This is a genomic window from Streptomyces sp. 8N114 (assembly GCF_052245835.1).
GTDB lineage: Bacteria > Actinomycetota > Actinomycetes > Streptomycetales > Streptomycetaceae > Streptomyces.
The window spans coordinates 358,249-373,343 of the sequence record NZ_JBQQBT010000002.1 but is presented as its reverse complement, the minus strand read 5'-3'; the positions used below and the strand labels follow the sequence as shown (position 1 = coordinate 373,343).

The 15,095-nt window shown below is 71.1% G+C and carries 13 protein-coding genes; 5 read left to right on the top strand and 8 right to left on the bottom strand.

From position 1 onward, the window contains the following. Positions 1–46: 46 nt before the first annotated feature. Positions 47–1,582, top strand: coding sequence for an ATP-dependent DNA ligase (locus ACTWQF_RS07130; protein WP_443278164.1), 1,536 nt, complete (start codon positions 47–49; stop codon positions 1,580–1,582). Between the two features lie 21 nt (positions 1,583–1,603). Here ACTWQF_RS07130 and ACTWQF_RS07125 read toward each other — a convergent pair whose 3' ends face one another. The 5 genes from ACTWQF_RS07125 to ACTWQF_RS07105 all read right to left on the bottom strand — a co-directional run bounded on the left by ACTWQF_RS07125 (position 1,604) and on the right by ACTWQF_RS07105 (position 8,450). After that, positions 1,604–2,038: an HIT family protein gene (locus ACTWQF_RS07125; RefSeq protein ID WP_443278162.1), complete on the bottom strand. Its 435-nt coding sequence runs from the start codon at positions 2,036–2,038 to the stop codon at positions 1,604–1,606. A gap of 65 nt (positions 2,039–2,103) precedes the next feature. Next, positions 2,104–2,889, bottom strand: coding sequence for an aldo/keto reductase (locus ACTWQF_RS07120; protein WP_443278485.1), 786 nt, complete (start codon positions 2,887–2,889; stop codon positions 2,104–2,106). 227 nt (positions 2,890–3,116) lie between these two features. Beyond that, positions 3,117–4,667, bottom strand: coding sequence for a purine-cytosine permease family protein (locus ACTWQF_RS07115; RefSeq protein ID WP_443278160.1), 1,551 nt, complete (start codon positions 4,665–4,667; stop codon positions 3,117–3,119). Between the two features lie 225 nt (positions 4,668–4,892). After that, a complete protein-coding gene (locus tag ACTWQF_RS07110) occupies positions 4,893–5,792 on the bottom strand; it encodes a universal stress protein (protein ID WP_443278158.1) in 900 nt (299 codons plus the stop codon). 204 nt (positions 5,793–5,996) lie between these two features. Next, positions 5,997–8,450, bottom strand: a complete 2,454-nt coding sequence (locus tag ACTWQF_RS07105) for an ATP-dependent Clp protease ATP-binding subunit (protein WP_443278156.1) — start codon at positions 8,448–8,450, stop codon at positions 5,997–5,999. Between the two features lie 154 nt (positions 8,451–8,604). Here ACTWQF_RS07105 and ACTWQF_RS07100 point away from each other — a divergent pair, with 154 nt between their 5' ends. Together ACTWQF_RS07100 and ACTWQF_RS07095 are read left to right on the top strand one after the other, a co-directional pair. Beyond that, positions 8,605–9,252 (top strand): TetR/AcrR family transcriptional regulator, encoded by a 648-nt coding sequence (locus ACTWQF_RS07100; RefSeq protein ID WP_443278154.1) that lies wholly within the window; start codon positions 8,605–8,607, stop codon positions 9,250–9,252. 75 nt (positions 9,253–9,327) lie between these two features. Then, a complete protein-coding gene (locus tag ACTWQF_RS07095; RefSeq protein ID WP_443278153.1) occupies positions 9,328–11,502 on the top strand; it encodes a HelD family protein in 2,175 nt (724 codons plus the stop codon). On the opposite strand, the gene ACTWQF_RS07090 is transcribed toward ACTWQF_RS07095, so the two are convergent. After that, a complete protein-coding gene (locus ACTWQF_RS07090; RefSeq protein ID WP_443278151.1) occupies positions 11,479–11,679 on the bottom strand; it encodes a hypothetical protein in 201 nt (66 codons plus the stop codon). The two genes, ACTWQF_RS07095 and ACTWQF_RS07090, sit on opposite strands and share 24 nt — an antisense overlap. 226 nt (positions 11,680–11,905) lie before the next feature. Here ACTWQF_RS07090 and ACTWQF_RS07085 point away from each other — a divergent pair, with 226 nt between their 5' ends. Together ACTWQF_RS07085 and ACTWQF_RS07080 are read left to right on the top strand one after the other, a co-directional pair. Further along, a complete protein-coding gene (locus ACTWQF_RS07085) occupies positions 11,906–12,148 on the top strand; it encodes a DUF397 domain-containing protein (protein ID WP_433097567.1) in 243 nt (80 codons plus the stop codon). A 272-nt stretch (positions 12,149–12,420) separates the two neighbouring features. Continuing rightward, positions 12,421–13,323 carry a helix-turn-helix domain-containing protein gene (locus ACTWQF_RS07080; RefSeq protein WP_443278149.1) on the top strand — a complete coding sequence of 301 codons (903 nt, stop codon included), beginning with the start codon at positions 12,421–12,423 and terminating at the stop codon, positions 13,321–13,323. A gap of 53 nt (positions 13,324–13,376) precedes the next feature. Here the strand turns inward: ACTWQF_RS07080 and ACTWQF_RS07075 are convergent, their stop codons facing one another. Beyond that, positions 13,377–14,198, bottom strand: a complete 822-nt coding sequence (locus ACTWQF_RS07075; protein ID WP_443278147.1) for an SAM-dependent methyltransferase — start codon at positions 14,196–14,198, stop codon at positions 13,377–13,379. A gap of 242 nt (positions 14,199–14,440) precedes the next feature. Beyond that, on the bottom strand, positions 14,441–14,905 hold the full coding sequence (locus ACTWQF_RS07070) for an ATP-binding protein (protein WP_443278145.1): 465 nt from the start codon (positions 14,903–14,905) through the stop codon (positions 14,441–14,443). Between the last annotated feature and the right edge of the window lie 190 nt (positions 14,906–15,095).

The window sequence follows — 15,095 nt, the reverse complement described above, 5'->3', positions numbered from 1 at the left end:
CGCGGACCCATGGGCGCTCCCATCCTCGATGGGCGACCATGAAGCCATGTTGCTGGAGGACATCGCACAGACGTCCGCTCGGATCGCGCAGGCCGCCGGCCGCAACGAGAAGGTCACGCTGCTCGCCGAGCTGTTCCGGCGGGCCGAGCCCTCCGAGGTGCCCGTGGTCGTCACCTACCTGGCCGGACGCCTCCCGCAGCGCCGTACGGGTGTGGGCTGGCGCAGCCTGCAAGAGATGCCGCGGCCCGCCGCGGAGCCCGCGCTGACCATCACGGACACGGACACGGCGTTCTCCCGGATCGCCGAGATCGGCGGCAAGGGCGCACAGGCCGAACGCAAGCGGCAGCTCGACGCGCTGCTGACCGCGGCCACCGGGGACGAGCAGCGCTTCCTCGTACGGCTGATCGGAGGCGAACTGCGGCAGGGCGCACTGGACGCCTTCGCCGTCGAGGGGCTGGCCGCAGCAGTGGCGGCCGACCCGGTCGAGGTACGGCGCGCGGTGATGCTCGGCGGTTCGCTCGGCGCTGTCGCACAGGCGCTGCTGGCCGAGGGCCCCGGCGCGCTGGCCCGGTTCCGGTTGGAGGTGGGCAGGCCGGTGCTGCCGATGCTGGCGCACACCGCCAAGGACGTCGACGAGGCGCTCGACAAGCTGGGCCCGTGCGCGGTGGAGGAAAAACTGGACGGCATCCGGGTGCAGGTGCACAAGGACGGCGACGAGGTACGGGTCTACACCCGCACCCTGGACGAGATCACCGACCGGCTCCCGGAGGCCGCGGAGGTCGCCCGCAGGGCCGACGCCGCGCAGGTGGTGCTGGACGGTGAGGTGATCGCCCTCAAGGAGGACGGCTGGCCCCGCCCGTTCCAGGAGGTCTCCGGGCGGGTCGCCTCCCGCCTCGACGTGGCGGGAGCCAGCAGCGAACTGCCGCTGCACCCGGTCTTTTTCGACGTGCTCTATCTGGACGGCCAGGACCTGCTCGACCAGCCGTCGATCGAGCGGCACGCCGCGCTGGCCCGGGTGCTGCCCGAGGAGCTGCGGGTGCGCCGGGTGCCGGTGCCCGACCCGGCCGATACGGGGACCCGCACCGCTGTGAGGGAGTTCGCGGACGAGGTGCTGGCCCGCGGGCACGAGGGTGTGGTGGTCAAGGCGCTCGACTCGGGGTACTCCGCCGGCCGACGCGGGGCCTCGTGGCTGAAGGTCAAGCCGGTGCACACCCTCGACCTGGTGGTGCTCGGCGCGGAGTGGGGGCACGGGCGGCGCGCGGGCAAGCTGTCGAACCTGCACCTGGGGGCGCGGCGCGCGGACGGCACCTTCGCGATGCTCGGCAAGACCTTCAAGGGGCTGACCGACGTGCTGCTGGCCTGGCAGACCGAGCGCCTGCGTCAGCTGGCCGTCCAGGAGAAGCCCTGGGGGGTCCTGGTGGCGCCCGAACTGGTGGTGGAGATCGCCTTCGACGGGGTGCAGCGCTCCACCCGCTACCCGGAGGGCGTCACCCTGCGGTTCGCCCGGGTGGTGCGGTACCGGGACGACAAGCGCCCGGAGGAGGCCGACACGGTGGAGACGGTTGCCGGGCTGCTGCCGTGAGGTGTCCCAGCCCCCGAAGCGTCACAGCTCCGCGCGGATGCGGGCGGCGACCTGGCGGGCCTCCGACTCGTCCGCGTAGCGGCTGCGGGGCCAGAAGAAGCCGCGCAGCCCGTCCTTGCGCCTGCGCGGCACCACATGCATGTGCAGGTGCGGTACCGACTGGCTGACGCGGTTGTTGCCCGCGACGAACGACCCGTCCGCCTCCATCGCCCGCTCGACGGCGCCCGTGACGCGGCGTACGGCGGTGAAGTACGGGCCGACGGACTCCTCGGGCAGGTCGGTCAGCGTCTCCACATGGGTGCGGGGCACGACGAGGGTGTGGCCGGGGAAGAGGGGGCGCTGGTCGAGGAAGGCGACGACCTCGCCGTCCTCATGGACCCGGTGGGCGGGTGCCGTGCCTGTGACGATCCGGCAGAAGGCGCATGCGCTGTCCTGGGCCTCGGCGTCAGCTCCCATGGCTTTCCGTTCCCGTGCGTGCAGTTCCCCTGGCGTGCAGTTCCCCTTGCTCAGTTCCCCTGGCGTCAGTGCAGCGTGCGCGGGTCGGGGCCGACGCGGGTGCCGGTCTCCAGGCGCTGGATCTCCCGCAGGTCCTCGCCGTCCAGCTCGAAGTCGAAGACGGCGATGTTCTCCCTGATCCGGGAGGGGGTGACGGACTTGGGGATGACGACGTTGCCGAGCTGGATGTGCCAGCGCAGCACCACCTGGGCAGGTGTCTTGCCGTGCTTGGCGGCGGCCTTGCGGACGACGGGGTCGTCCAGGACGCCGTTGCCGCGGCCGAGCGGGGACCACGCCTCGGTGACGATGTCGTGCTTCGCGTCGAAGATCCGCAGCTCCGGCTGCTGGAGCCGGGGGTGCAACTCGACCTGGTTGACGGCAGGCACCACGCCGGTCTCGTCGAAGAGCCGCTGGAGGTGCTCCGGCTCGAAATTGGAGACGCCGACGGCCCGGGCACGGCCGCTGTCGTGGATCTCGGCCAGCGCCCGCCAGGTCTGCACGTACAGCCCTCGGCCCGGCGCCGGCCAGTGGATGAGGTAGAGATCGACATGGTCGAGACCGAGCCGCTCCAGGGAGTCGTCGAAGGCACGCAGTGCGGTGTCGTGGCCCTGATCGCTGTTCCAGAGCTTGGTGGTGACGAACAGCTCCTCGCGCGGGATGCCGGACTCGCGCAGCGCCTTTCCGGTGCCGCCCTCGTTGCCGTAGAGGGCCGCCGTGTCGACGCTGCGGTATCCGGCCTCCAGCGCGGCGGAGACGGTGGCCGCCGCCTCGTCGTCGGGCACCTGGTACACGCCGAATCCGAGCTGCGGCATCTCCGTTCCGCTGTTCAGCAGGACGGTGGGGACGTGTGCGCTGCTCACTGTGCGACCTCAGCTCTCTTCGGGGCCTTCGGGCGTCGTCCGTCAGCCGGGGTATCCGGTCTGCCGAGGTCCATTCACGCATACGACCACCGGGCTTGCGGGGTCTCTCGTCCCCGCAAGCCCGGTGGTGTGTTGTCGTGCCGTCCCGGCTCTACGGCCTCCGGGTCTGCCCGGCCTGCTCAGCCCTCCTGGGTCTGTACGGCCGCCTCGCCCTCACGGGACCCGGGGACCGGCGCGGCGGCCTCCGTCTCGCGGGGCACGGGCAGCACCGCGTACAGCAGTGCGGCCAGCAGGGCCGTGGCGGCCCAGCCCAGTCCGTTCTCACCGATCCAGGTGGAGACCAGCGGACCGGTGAACCAGTCGCACTTGGTGAAGCCGAGGCCGAGCAGCAGCGCGATGCCCCAGGCCGTCATGGCCTGCCAGCAGTAGCCGCCGACGTACCAGTAGCGGCTGCTGCGCGAGGTGTCGACCAGCCCGGCGGGGTCGTAGCGGACGGCCCGGTCACGGCGCCGCAGCATGTCGATCCCGTAGACGCCGACCCAGGCGGAGAAGGACACCGCGAGCAGCGAGAGGAAGGAGATGAACGAGCCGTAGAAGCTCTTGGCGACCAGCATCAGCAGCAGACCGCCGACCAGGCTGATGACCGCGTTGACGCTGACGGCCCACGCACGCGGCAGCTTCACGCCCATGGTCTGCGCCGTGAAGCCCGCGGAGTACATCGACAGGCTGTTGATCAGCAGCATGCCGATCACCGCGATGACCAGGTACGGCACGGCCAGCCACATGGGCAGCGCCTCGCCGAGGAAGGAGACCGGGTCGTCGGTCTTGGCGAGCGCCGGGTTCTTCACCGACATCACGCCGCCCATCAGCACCATCGGCACCAGCACCAGCAGCGCGCCGGAGACGGTGGTGCCGAAGATCTTGCCCCCGGAGGCGCTGTGCGGCAGGTAGCGGGCGAAGTCGGGCCCGGTGGGGATCCAGCTGATACCGCCGGCCGCGATGGTGCCGATACCCGCGATGAGCATGGCGGAGCTGCCCGCGGGCCGGGAGAACACCTCGCCCCAGTCCATGGTGGTGATCAGATAGCCCAGGACGAGAACGGTGAAGAGCCCGAAGAAGTAGGTCGACCAGGTGTTGCAGAAGTTGAGGACCTTCCGGCCCATGCCGCTGACCAGGAACGTCACGCCTACGAACAGCAGCAGCGTGACGACGATGAGCGGAGTGTTGCTCCGGATGCCGAAGAGCAGCCGGAGCACCGTGAGGACCGCGTAGGTGCCGGTGACGGCGTTGATCGTCTCCCAGCCGAAGCGAGCGACCCACAGGATCATGCCGGGGAAGTAGTTGCCCCGCACCCCGAAAGTGGCCCGCGAGAGCATCGCGCCGGGTGCGCCGCCCCACTTGCCGGAGACGGACAGCAGCCCGACCAGCCCGAAGGAGACACCACCGGCGACGGCGGCGGCGAGCAGCACCTGCCAGAAGTTGAGTCCGTTGAAGACGACGAGCCCGGCGCCCATGGTGAGCAGCAGCACGCTGATGTTGGCGGCCACCCAGGTGGGGAACAGCTCGCGGACCCGGCCGCGCCGTTCGTGGTCAGGGACGGGCTCGATGCCGCGGCTCTCGACGGTCTCGTCGACAACGGCTGTCTCCGGGGTGGCGGAGGGGGACGTGGGGACGGAGGAGTGCGCCTGGGCGGCGCCGTCGGCGTTGGCAACGCCGGGGGAGACTGCCATGGGTGGGGCTCCGTGCGTGGTTCGCTGGTGCGACGTGCGTCATTGCAGTGTCCTTACCAGGACTGCGAGGGGACTCTACGCGCGTTGCAAGACGCCCTCTATCGTACAGAGTCACACGATCGGCCCCGTTGAAGTCGGGTGATCGTCCAAGGGGGCGGGTGCGGGCCCGACAGATCCGGAAGCGGCTCAGCCGGGGTAAGCAGATCCGCCGGAGTGGGGGCCGGATCAGGGCACGGGAATCAGGGCCACCGAGCATTTGGCGTGCTGGAGGACAGCGTTCACGACGGGGCTCACCTGGAGGCCGAGTCGCCGGTGGTCACGGCGTGCGCCCAACACGATCAGATCGGCGGTTTCGCTCAGCTTGATCAGCTGCTCGGCCGCCGAGCCCTGGTGCTGCTCGGCCGATACCTGCACGTCCGGGTAGCGGTCACGGAACGGCGCGACCGTCTCCTCCAGGAGCCGCTCCGCGCTCCTGGTCTCCTCCGTCGGCTCCTTCGGCGACAGCCGCTTCGACACGCCGGGCAGCATGGGATAGGTCCAGGCGTGCACCACCCACAGCGTCGAGCCGGTATCCCGCGCCGACCGGAAGGCGAACTCGACCGGTTCCAGCTCCCCGGCCCGCTTCAGTCCCACGACCGTCTCACCGGGAGTCGCACCCGCCTCGGGTACCTCGCCGCGCACGACCATCAGCGGTCCTGCGGCGTGCGCGGCCAGCCGCAGGCTGACCGAGCCGAGCAGCAGCCCCCGGAAGCCGCCATGACCGCGGGTGCCCACGACGGTCAGGTCCGCGGTGTGGCTGGCGCGCACCAGTGCATCGGCCGCCGGTTCGCTCGCCCCGGCCGCGATCACCGTCAGCCCCGGTACGCGCTCCCGGGCCCGTTCGGCTCCCTTCTCCGCCACCTCCCGGGTGGCCTGGCGCATCCGCTCCCGGTCGGCGTCCGTCTCGGGGACGACACTGCGCCGGGCCGGCACCGTGCCGCACAGCACCTCCAGCTCGGCGCCGCGACGGTTGGCCTCGTCGGTGGCCCGGTCCAGCGCGTGGAGAGATTGCGGGGAACCGTCGACGCCGACCACCACACGGGCGGATGCGGGCGTTCCTGTGCGGGGCTCGTTGGTCTCCGACATGTCCGTCCTCTCGCGTCGTCCTCACGTCCCTGCGCGGGTACCCCGTGTGCTCGGGGCACACGGGGTATCTACCCGCGGGGCACGTTCGCTCCGCCGCATCGTCCTTGCGGTGAGGGAGTGCCCCTGCCCGAGGATTGCGGACTGCGGGTGGGTTGTGGCTTGGCGCGGAGTTCCCCGCGCCCCTTCGGGGTGCGCAGACAAGCCCTAGGCCGGCCCTTTCGCTGTCGCGGCGGACAGGCCGCCGCCTCTCTCGACGCGGAGCTGGAGAGCGTCGTCCGCGACCTCGGCCACGAGCTTGTCGCCCGGCGCCACTTCGCCGCCGAGGAGGAAGGAGGCGAGCCGGTTGTCGAGCTCGGTCCGGACGGACTGGCGCCCGTGGTCGGTCAGCAGCCGCTCGGCGGGCGAGGTGACCTCCAGGGCGATCTCCTGGGCCCGCAGCCGGCGCACGCTCGCATCCAGCAGGAGCTCCACGATCTGTCCCAGGTTCTCCTCGGTGGGCGACCGGAAGACGACCGTGTCGTCGATACGGTCGAGGAACTCGGGCGGGAAGTGGGCGTACAGCTGCTCTCGGAGCTGACCCCGGATCCCGTCCACATCGCCTTGATGGGCAAGGAGCAGCGGGGAGCCGACGCTGCTCGTCATGACGACCAGCGTGTGGCGGAAGTCGGCGGTGCGGCCCTGCGCATCGGTGAGCCGCCCGCCGTCCAGCAGCTGCTGCAGCGTGGTGAAGACCTCGGGGCGCGCCTTGTCCACCTCGTCGAACAGCACGACGCCGGAGGTCCGACGCCGCACCCGCTCGATGAGGCGGGAGAAGGTGTGCTGTTCCTGGAACTCGTCCATGCCGATGCGGATCAGCCGCTCCTCGGCGCCGAAGAGCAACTCGGCCAGGGCGTTGGCCAGTTCGTTTCTGGCCGCTCCGGTGGGGCCGACGAAGAGGAACGTACCGGCTGGTCGGTCCGGCTCGGCAAGCCGGGAGCGGTTGCGGCGTACGGCCTCGGCGACGGCGGTGACCGCCTCCTGCTGGCCGACGACGCGGGAGCGCAGTGTGTCCTCCAGCTTGAGCAGCCGCTCCTTCTCGCTCTCGGCCAGCGGGGAGGCGGGAAGACCGGTGTGCCGGGAGAGGACGTCGGCGATGTCGTCGACCTCGACGGTCAGCACGCCCTCACGGCGCTCCTCGACCCCCGCCAGTTCGGCCTCGGCCTGGGCGATCCGCCGCCCGCGCTCGGCGGCCCGGTCGAAGTCCTGGCCGGCAACCGCCTCGTCCTTCTCGCGGCGGAGCTTGACCAGCCTGTCCTCTCTGCTGATCACGTCCGCGGAACGGCCCAGTGAGCGCAGCCGCACTTGTGCTCCGGCGGTGTCCATCAGGTCGACGGCCTTGTCGGGCAGCAACCGGTCGATGAGGTAGCGGTCGGACAGTTCGGCGGCGGCCCGCAGCGCCTCGCGGGTGAAGCGCACCTGGTGATGCGCCTCGTAGGAGCCCCGCAGTCCGTCGAGGATCTGTACGGTCTCCTCGATGCCCGGCTCGGCGACCAGGACCGGCTCGAAGCGCCGCTCCAGCGCCGCGTCCTGCTCCATGTTCCGGCGGTACTCACTCAGCGTCGCCGCGCCGACGACCTGCAGTTCGCCGCGCGCCAGGGCCGGTTCGAGGACGTTGCCGACGTCCGTGGCTCCCTCGCCGCCGACGCCGCCGACGCCCGCGCCGACGGCAGTGTGCAGTTCGTCGACGAAGAGGATCACCGACGCGGACTCCTCCTGGGCCTCGTCGACGACCTTCCGCAGCCGCTCCTCGAACTCGCCCCGGTTCCCGGATCCGGCCACCAGCCCGGGCAGATCGAGCTCGACGACCCGTGCACCGACGAGGCCGGTGGGGACGTCGCCCGCGGCGATACGCTGTGCGACGCCCTCGACGACGGCGGCCTTGCCCACGTCCGGCTCCCCGAGCAATACGGGGTTGTTCTTGGTGCGCCGGGAGAGGATCTCCAGGGCCTGGTCCACCTCGTCAGCGCGTCCGACCACCACGTCGAGCCCGCCCGTGCGGGCCTCCTGGGTCAGATCCCGGCCGTAGGCGTCCAGCGTGGGTGTGCCGCTCCGGATCCGGAACGGCACCGTAGCGCCCTCCCGGCGGCCCGCGGCCTCCGCGTCCCTGCCCAGCCGGCGAAGGTCGGCGCCCTGGCTCTCCAGCAGCCGCCCGGCGCCCGAGTCCGGGTCGTCCAGCAGTGCGCGCAGCAGGTGCTCGGGACCGCTGTGGGAGACCACGGCGGCCCGGGAGTACGCGTACGCGGCGAGCAGTGCGCGCTTGGCCGCGGGGGTGAGCCCCGGCTCGGCGGAGGGGGTGCCGCTCTCGCCGGGGAGCGCCACCGCCACGGCCTCGGCGAGCCGGTCCGGGTCGATCCCGGCGTGGCTGAGGAGCCCGCGGGAGGGGTGGGTCCGGGTGGCGGCCCAGAGCAGGTGCTCGGTGTCCATTTCCGCGCTGCCGTCCTGCCGGGCGCGGGACGAGGCCCTCACGAGCAGTTCGCGGGCGGAGTCGGTGAGCTGCCGCCCGCCCGGTGCCGGCCCGGTCGTGGGCGGTTCGGAGAGCTGCGAGGTCCCGAAGAACCTGTCGAGCAGGTCGGAGAACGGGTCGGCACCGCCGGGGGCGCCGAAGGGCGACATGGTCATGGGTGTGCCTCCGCTGCCGCGGACCGGTGTCCCCGACGGGGTTCGCTCCGCTCCACTACAGCAGCAGCGCCCGGGGCCCGCAAAAGGGACGGAGCCCAATGGCAACCGAGGAACTAATTTAACCAAGTTACATTTTCTCTGGTACGGTCGCCATATGACCGAACACCCCGTCGGGCTGCGCGAGCGCAAGCGGCAGCGCACCTACCTGGCGATCTCCGACGCGGCCGTCGCCCTCTTCCTCGAGAAGGGCTTCGACGCCGTCTCCGTCTCCGAGATCGCCGAGGCCGCCGAGGTCTCGAAACCGACCCTCTTCCGCTACTTCCCCGCCAAGGAGGACATGGCCCTCTACCGCTTCGCCGACCACGAGGACGAGGCCGCTCGCGTGGTCGCCGGACGGGGCGAGGGGGTGCGGCCCCTCGCCGCGCTGGAGGACCACTTCCTGGCCGGGCTGCAGGCCCGCGATCCGGTCACCGGACTGTGCGACGCACCGGAAGTGCTCGCCTTCCACCGGCTGCTGTACGGCACCCCGAGCCTGGTCGCCCGGCTGCACTCCTACACCGCCCGCTCCGAAGAAGCCCTGGCTGCCCGGCTGGCCGAGGAGACCACAACCGACAAGGACGCATCCGCGCTGACGGCACAGCTGGCGGCCGGACAGATCGTGACCACCCAGCGGGTGCTCGCCATGGCGAACTGGCGCCGCATCTCGCAGGGCGCGAGCGCCGACAGCGTCTTCGAGTCGGCCTCCGAGGACACCCGCCACGCCTTCGCGCTGCTGCGCACCGGGCTGACGCCGTTCGCCTGACCCGAACCGATCACGGCCCGCAGAAGAACGGCCCGCTCGAAGAACGGCCCGCAGAAGAGAAGGGAGCACCGCCCCATGCCGGGGGAGCACACCGGGGAGCACACCGCCGAGGAGGAAGCCCTCCACACCGAACTGGCCGCAGAGCGCGCCTACACCGACCGCTGCCGCGCCACGCTGGACCGTACGAACGCCGCAGCACAGCACCGGGTCCTGGAGGGTGCCGGGGTACTGACCGGGCAGCACTCCGGCGAAGCGGCGGGCGAGGGTGTCGCGGGCGACGGAGCCAGTGCGGAGGCGCTGGGCCGCTATCTGCGCAGCCAGGCCAAGGAGTTGCGGGAGGAGCCGGACGGGCCGTCCTTCTTCGGCCGGCTCGACTTCAGCGACGAGGGCGCCGGCGGCGACGAGGCCGGCGAACACCGCGGCCAGCGCTACTACATCGGCCGCCGCCGGGTCAGCGAACACCCCTCGGCCCCGCCGCTGGTGCTGGACTGGCGCGCCCCCGTCGCGCGCGCCTTCTACCAGGCGACCGCCGTGGAACCGCAGGGCGTCCGCTCCCGGCGCCGGTTCGGCTGGGCGCCGGGCGGTACCGGCACCGCAGCGGACCTGACAGGGCTGGAGGACGAAAGCCTGGAAGAGGCAGGGAGAGGAAAAGGCGGGACAGCAGCAGCCGGATCGGCACTCGCCTCCCGCATCGTCGCCGTCGAGATCGAACGCCCACGGGTGGGGCCGATGCGCGACATCGTCGCCACCATCCAGCCCGAACAGGACGACCTGGTGCGCTCGGGCCCGGACCGCTCGCTCTGTGTGCAGGGCGCGCCCGGCACCGGGAAGACCGCCGTCGGACTGCACCGCGCCGCGTATCTGCTCTACACCCATCCGCGCCGGATCGAGCGCGGCGGCATGCTTGTCGTCGGCCCCAACCAGGCGTTCCTCGGCTACATTTCCGCCGTACTGCCGGCGCTGGGCGAGGTGGGGGTGCGCCAGTGCACGGTGCGGGACCTGCTGCCGGACCACCCGGTGCGGGCCGAGGACAGCCCGGAGGCGGTGGCGCTCAAGCACAGCGCACGCATGGCAACCGTGCTGCGGCGGGCCCTCTACGCACGCGTACGGCTGCCGGACGGGCCGATGGCGGTGCCGGACGGCTCCTACCGCTGGCGGCTCGCCGAGGACGACCTGCGCGCCGTCGTCGAAGAGACCCTGGCACAGCAGCCGCCGTACGAGGTCGGCAGGGAGCGGGTGCGGGCGCGTACCGTGGCGCTGCTGCGGAACCAGGCCGAGCGCCGCGCGGGGCCGCCCGGCGGCGAGTGGCTGCGCCGGATGGGCAGGAAGAAGGAGCTCACCGGGTTTCTCGACTCTGTCTGGCCGCGGGTGAAACCCGAAGAGGTCGTCGCCGGACTGCTGGGCGACGCGGGGGACTTGACCCGGGCAGCGGACGGGCTGCTGAGCGAGGACGAGCAGCGGATGCTGGTGTGGCAGGGGCGCCGCCCCAGGTCACCGCGTACGGCACGCTGGTCTCAGGCGGACGTGCTGCTGCTGGACGAGGTGGCGGGACTGATCGCCCACCCCGAGGAGAGCTACCGGCATGTGGTGGTGGACGAGGCGCAGGACCTCTCCCCCATGCAGTGCCGCGTCCTGGCCCGCCGCTGCCGCTTCGGCTCGCTGACCGTGCTGGGCGATCTGGCGCAGGGCACCACGCCCTGGGCGGCCCGCGACTGGCCGGAGCAGCTGGCACACCTCGGAGCCCCCGACACAGCCGTCACCTCGTTGACCACCGGATTCCGGGTACCGTCCGAACTGCTGGCGGTTGCCAACCGGTTGCTGGAGTCGCTGGCGGTGCGGGTACCGCCCGCGCGCTCGCTGCGTACAGGCGGGAAGCTGGAGACGCTGCGGGTGCCCAGCTCCGCACTGACCGGGGCCGTGGCGGAGCGGGTTGCCGCAGCGCTCGGCCGGGAGGGCTCGGTCGGGGTGATCGCGGCCGGCGAGCGGGTCGCGTCCGTGCACGAGGCCCTGGAGACCGCCGGTATCACGGCCGGAACGCCGGGCGGGGACGGGGAGTCGGCACGGGTCACGGTGGTGGGCGCCGAGCTGGCGAAGGGCCTGGAGTACGACCACGTCGTAATGGTGGAGCCCGCAGAGATAGCGCACAGCGGTCCGCGCGGACTCCAGCGCCTCTATGTCGCGCTCACCCGCGCGGTGTCACGGCTGGAGATCCTGCACGCGGCCGAGCTACCCGAGGCGCTGCGTGGCTGAGACGGCACCGGCAGGGGTACGGGCGGGGTTACGGGCGGGCGCCGTCAGGTCACGGAGCCAGTCCGGCTGATCGGCGATCTCCAGCAGCAAGAGCAGCCGGGTGAGCGGGTGGTCGCAACTGGGGCCGTCGTCCGTCAGGTCCGCAGGGGAGGGGAGTTCGGTGCCTGGTGTAGTCACTGGGACTCCTGTAGACGGACGGAAGATCGTGAACTCCGTTGGCCGCTGGTGCAGTTGAGTCACCCTTGAGGGCCCGCGGGTGGAGTACGACGGGCATTGTGGCGGTTCCGTACTTACTTCTGCAAGTACATCTGCAAGTACATCTGCAATCACGCTCGGCTGTGAGACGCTTCCAGACGTCGCAACCGCTCACGGGGGAAAGCAAGTGACGTAGGGAGAGACGTACATGCAGATCGAGAACGGCATCGAGGCCACGAAGATCGAAGGCGCGGTCTGGCGCAAGAGCCGCCGCAGCAACCCCAACGGTAACTGTGTCGAGGTCGCCACTCTTCCCGGCCAGGGAGTCGCCGTCCGCAACTCCCGCTTCCCGTCGGGCCCCGCCCTGGTCTACACACCGGCCGAGATCGCGGCGTTCGTCCAGGGCGCCAAGGACGGCGACTTCGACGACCTGCTGGACGCCCAGAGCTGACCGCCCCCACGGCTGTTGACCACGGCTCAGCCGTGATGCACAACTGAACAAGCCCCCCGGGCACCGCCGCCGCACGACACGGACGTGTGGCGGCGGTTCACGTACGCCAGGTCCCTGCGCACGGCGCGGCCAAGGCGGTTCACCTGCGGTGGTTCAGGTCCTCGCCACCGGGCCTCGAAATCCGGCCGCGTAACCGGTATGGCTGTACGCTCGATCGACGGAGTGGGACACTGAGCATCCGTACAGTCACTCAGGGAAGCAAGGCGGGCGAGATGGGAGCACAGCCGCGACGCGAGGCGTCGCCCGGACGCATCCTGGTCCACCCCAGGGGTGGGCCCACGATTCTGCGCATCGTCCTGGGCACCCAACTGCGTCGGCTGCGCGAGGAGCGGGGCATCTCCCGCGAGGCGGCGGGCGAGGCGATCCGCGGCTCCCATGCCAAGATCAGCCGCCTGGAGCTGGGCCGCGTCGGCTGCAAAGAGCGCGACGTCGCCGACCTGTTGACGCTGTACGAGGTGTGGGACCAGCAGGAGCGCGAGGAGTATCTGGAGCTGGCCCGGCAGGCGGGCTCACCGGGCTGGTGGCAGAAGTACAGCGATGTGATGTCGCCGTGGTTCGACCGGCTGCTCGGGCTGGAAGAGGCCGCCGCCATGATCCGTACCTACGAGGTGCAGTTCGTGCCCGGCCTCCTCCAGACCCGCGACTACGCCCGCGAGGTCATCCGGCTCGGCCACCCACGGGACGACAGCCGGCGCAGCGAGCGCCGTATCGAACTGCGCATGGAGCGCCAGGCGATCCTGGAGAAACCGCATTCGCCGCGCCTGTGGGCGGTGATGGACGAGGCGGCGCTGCGCCGCCCGCTGGGCTCACGGCAGGTGATGCGCGCTCAGCTGGAACGGCTCATCGAGGCCACCCAGCAGCCGAACATCACGCTGCAGATCGCCCCGTTCAGCATGGGCGGACTCGCCGCGGCCGGCGGACCGGTCACCATCCTCCGCTTTCTCGAGCCCGATCTTCCGGACATCGTCTACCTCGAACAGCTGACCTCTTCCCTCTACTTGGAGAAGCGCGAGGAGGTCGAGGGCTATCTCGTGGTCATGGACCGGCTGTGCGCGATGGCCGAGCCGCCCTCCGGAACGGCCGCGTTCCTGGAGAAGTTGCTGGCCGAGTACTGAAGTACTCGTACCGAGCGGGCGCGGTGGCGCCGCGCCCGCCGGCTCCCGGCACGTTACGGCTTCCGTGCCACGCCGCCGAACTCGAACCAGGTCTCGTCCTCCAGCTGGCGCGCACACAGGTCGGAGTCGGGGCGCCAGTCGTTGATCTCGACCAGGCCCGGCTCCAGCAGCTCCAGCCCCGCGAAGTACGGCTCGACATCATGCGGTTCACGCACCCGGCCCCAGTTGCCGTGGGTGCTGCTGTTCATGAAATCGGTGACGAAGTCGCGGGTCTCCTTGTCGTGGCTCACCAGTTGGTTGAGTACGACGAAGCTGCCGGAGGGCACCCGCTCCAGGGCGCGGCGTACGACGGCGGCCGGATCGGAGTCGTCGGGGATGCAGTGCATCACCGAGATGAAGAGCAGCGCGACGGGCTCGGACAGGTCGATCAGCCGACGCACCTCGGGGCTGTCGAAGATTGTCTCCGTGTCGCGCATATCGGCCTGGATCACCGCCGTGTTGGCGTTCTCCTCCAACAGCGCCCGGCCGTGGGCGAGCACGATGGGGTCGTTGTCGACGTAGACGACGCGGGCTTCCGGATCCGTGCGCTGCGCGACCTGGTGGACGTTGTCCTGGGTGGGCAGCCCTGAGCCGTGGTCGAGGAACTGGCGGATGCCGTAGTCCTCCGCCAGGATGCGCACGGCCCGCTGGAGGAAGCGTCGGTTGTTGCGCGCAAGAGCCCCGGTACGCGGCACTTTCTCGTCCAGCGCCGCGACGGCCTCGCGGTCGACGGCGTAGTTGTCCTTGCCGCCCAGATAGTGGTCGTACATCCGGGCCACGCTCGGGACGGTGATGTCCACCCCGTGCATCGCATTACCGGTCATCTCTTCCCGCATGTATGCCCCACTGTGTTCACCGGCGCACCGCACGCCGGCTGCGCGGACGCCTGTCCTCGCGGGGAAGCATGCCATGGGAGTCCGGCCCGGACCAACGTCAAGTCGCTTTTACACACCGGAAATTGACACGACGGGGGTACAGGACGAGATGGCCGGCCGATGCCCCGAGTGATACCCGGCGCCCGGGCGGCGGGCCCCGGGGCGCCTGGCGGTGACAGCGAGTGATCAGCTGGAGCAGGCAGTCATAGGACGCTGGTCATGCCCAGTTCCGCCCAGACGACGCGGCCGCACCGGCCGCCGTGCGCCGAGACGCCCCAGCGCTGGGCGAGAGCGCCGACGAGCTGCAGTCCGCGGCCGTTCACCTCGTCCGAGGTCGCGCTGCGGGGCTGCGGCGCGCAGCTCTGCGTGCCCTCGTCGGTGACCTCTATCCGCAACCGGTCGCCGTCCAGGTGGATACGGCACCCTATGCGGACGGTGTCCGTGTGCAGTACGGCATTGGTGACGAACTCGGAGATGACCAGCTGCGCAGTGTGGCCGAGGTCCTCAGGAAAGCCCCAGTGCTGCAACCGGCTGCGGAGCCGGGCGCGGGCCCGGGCGACCGACGAGGTGTGAGCGGGGAGCTCGAATCCCTCCTGACGCGCTTCCACGGCCGGTACGGCCGACGGGGCGGGCAAGGAGAGCTGCGCAGGGGGATACGAGGAGGCCACGGGTGAACGCCTTCCGTCTACCTGTGAGGGGAGGGGACGGCTGCCGGGAAGTGCTCCACACAGGGCCCGGGAGGGCCTGCGCACGCGCACACCTGGGGGGCCATCGCCGGCCGGCCCTCCGGTGACGCGAGAGATGCTGTGCGGCTCTGGTGCCGGAGCCTCATGAGCTGGGTCACGCTGTTCACTATGC

Excerpts from the sequence above, each read along its gene's own strand:
- ACTWQF_RS07130 (WP_443278164.1), top strand. The coding sequence starts at position 47 with ATGTTGCTGGAGGACATCGCACAGACGTCCGCTCGGATCGCGCAGGCC.
- ACTWQF_RS07125 (WP_443278162.1), bottom strand. The coding sequence starts at position 2,038 with ATGGGAGCTGACGCCGAGGCCCAGGACAGCGCATGCGCCTTCTGCCGG.
- ACTWQF_RS07120 (WP_443278485.1), bottom strand. The coding sequence starts at position 2,889 with ATGCCGCAGCTCGGATTCGGCGTGTACCAGGTGCCCGACGACGAGGCG.
- ACTWQF_RS07115 (WP_443278160.1), bottom strand. The coding sequence starts at position 4,667 with ATGGCAGTCTCCCCCGGCGTTGCCAACGCCGACGGCGCCGCCCAGGCG.
- ACTWQF_RS07110 (WP_443278158.1), bottom strand. The coding sequence starts at position 5,792 with ATGTCGGAGACCAACGAGCCCCGCACAGGAACGCCCGCATCCGCCCGT.
- ACTWQF_RS07105 (WP_443278156.1), bottom strand. The coding sequence starts at position 8,450 with ATGACCATGTCGCCCTTCGGCGCCCCCGGCGGTGCCGACCCGTTCTCC.
- ACTWQF_RS07100 (WP_443278154.1), top strand. The coding sequence starts at position 8,605 with ATGACCGAACACCCCGTCGGGCTGCGCGAGCGCAAGCGGCAGCGCACC.
- ACTWQF_RS07095 (WP_443278153.1), top strand. The coding sequence starts at position 9,328 with ATGCCGGGGGAGCACACCGGGGAGCACACCGCCGAGGAGGAAGCCCTC.
- ACTWQF_RS07085 (WP_433097567.1), top strand. The coding sequence starts at position 11,906 with ATGCAGATCGAGAACGGCATCGAGGCCACGAAGATCGAAGGCGCGGTC.
- ACTWQF_RS07080 (WP_443278149.1), top strand. The coding sequence starts at position 12,421 with ATGGGAGCACAGCCGCGACGCGAGGCGTCGCCCGGACGCATCCTGGTC.
- ACTWQF_RS07075 (WP_443278147.1), bottom strand. The coding sequence starts at position 14,198 with ATGCGGGAAGAGATGACCGGTAATGCGATGCACGGGGTGGACATCACC.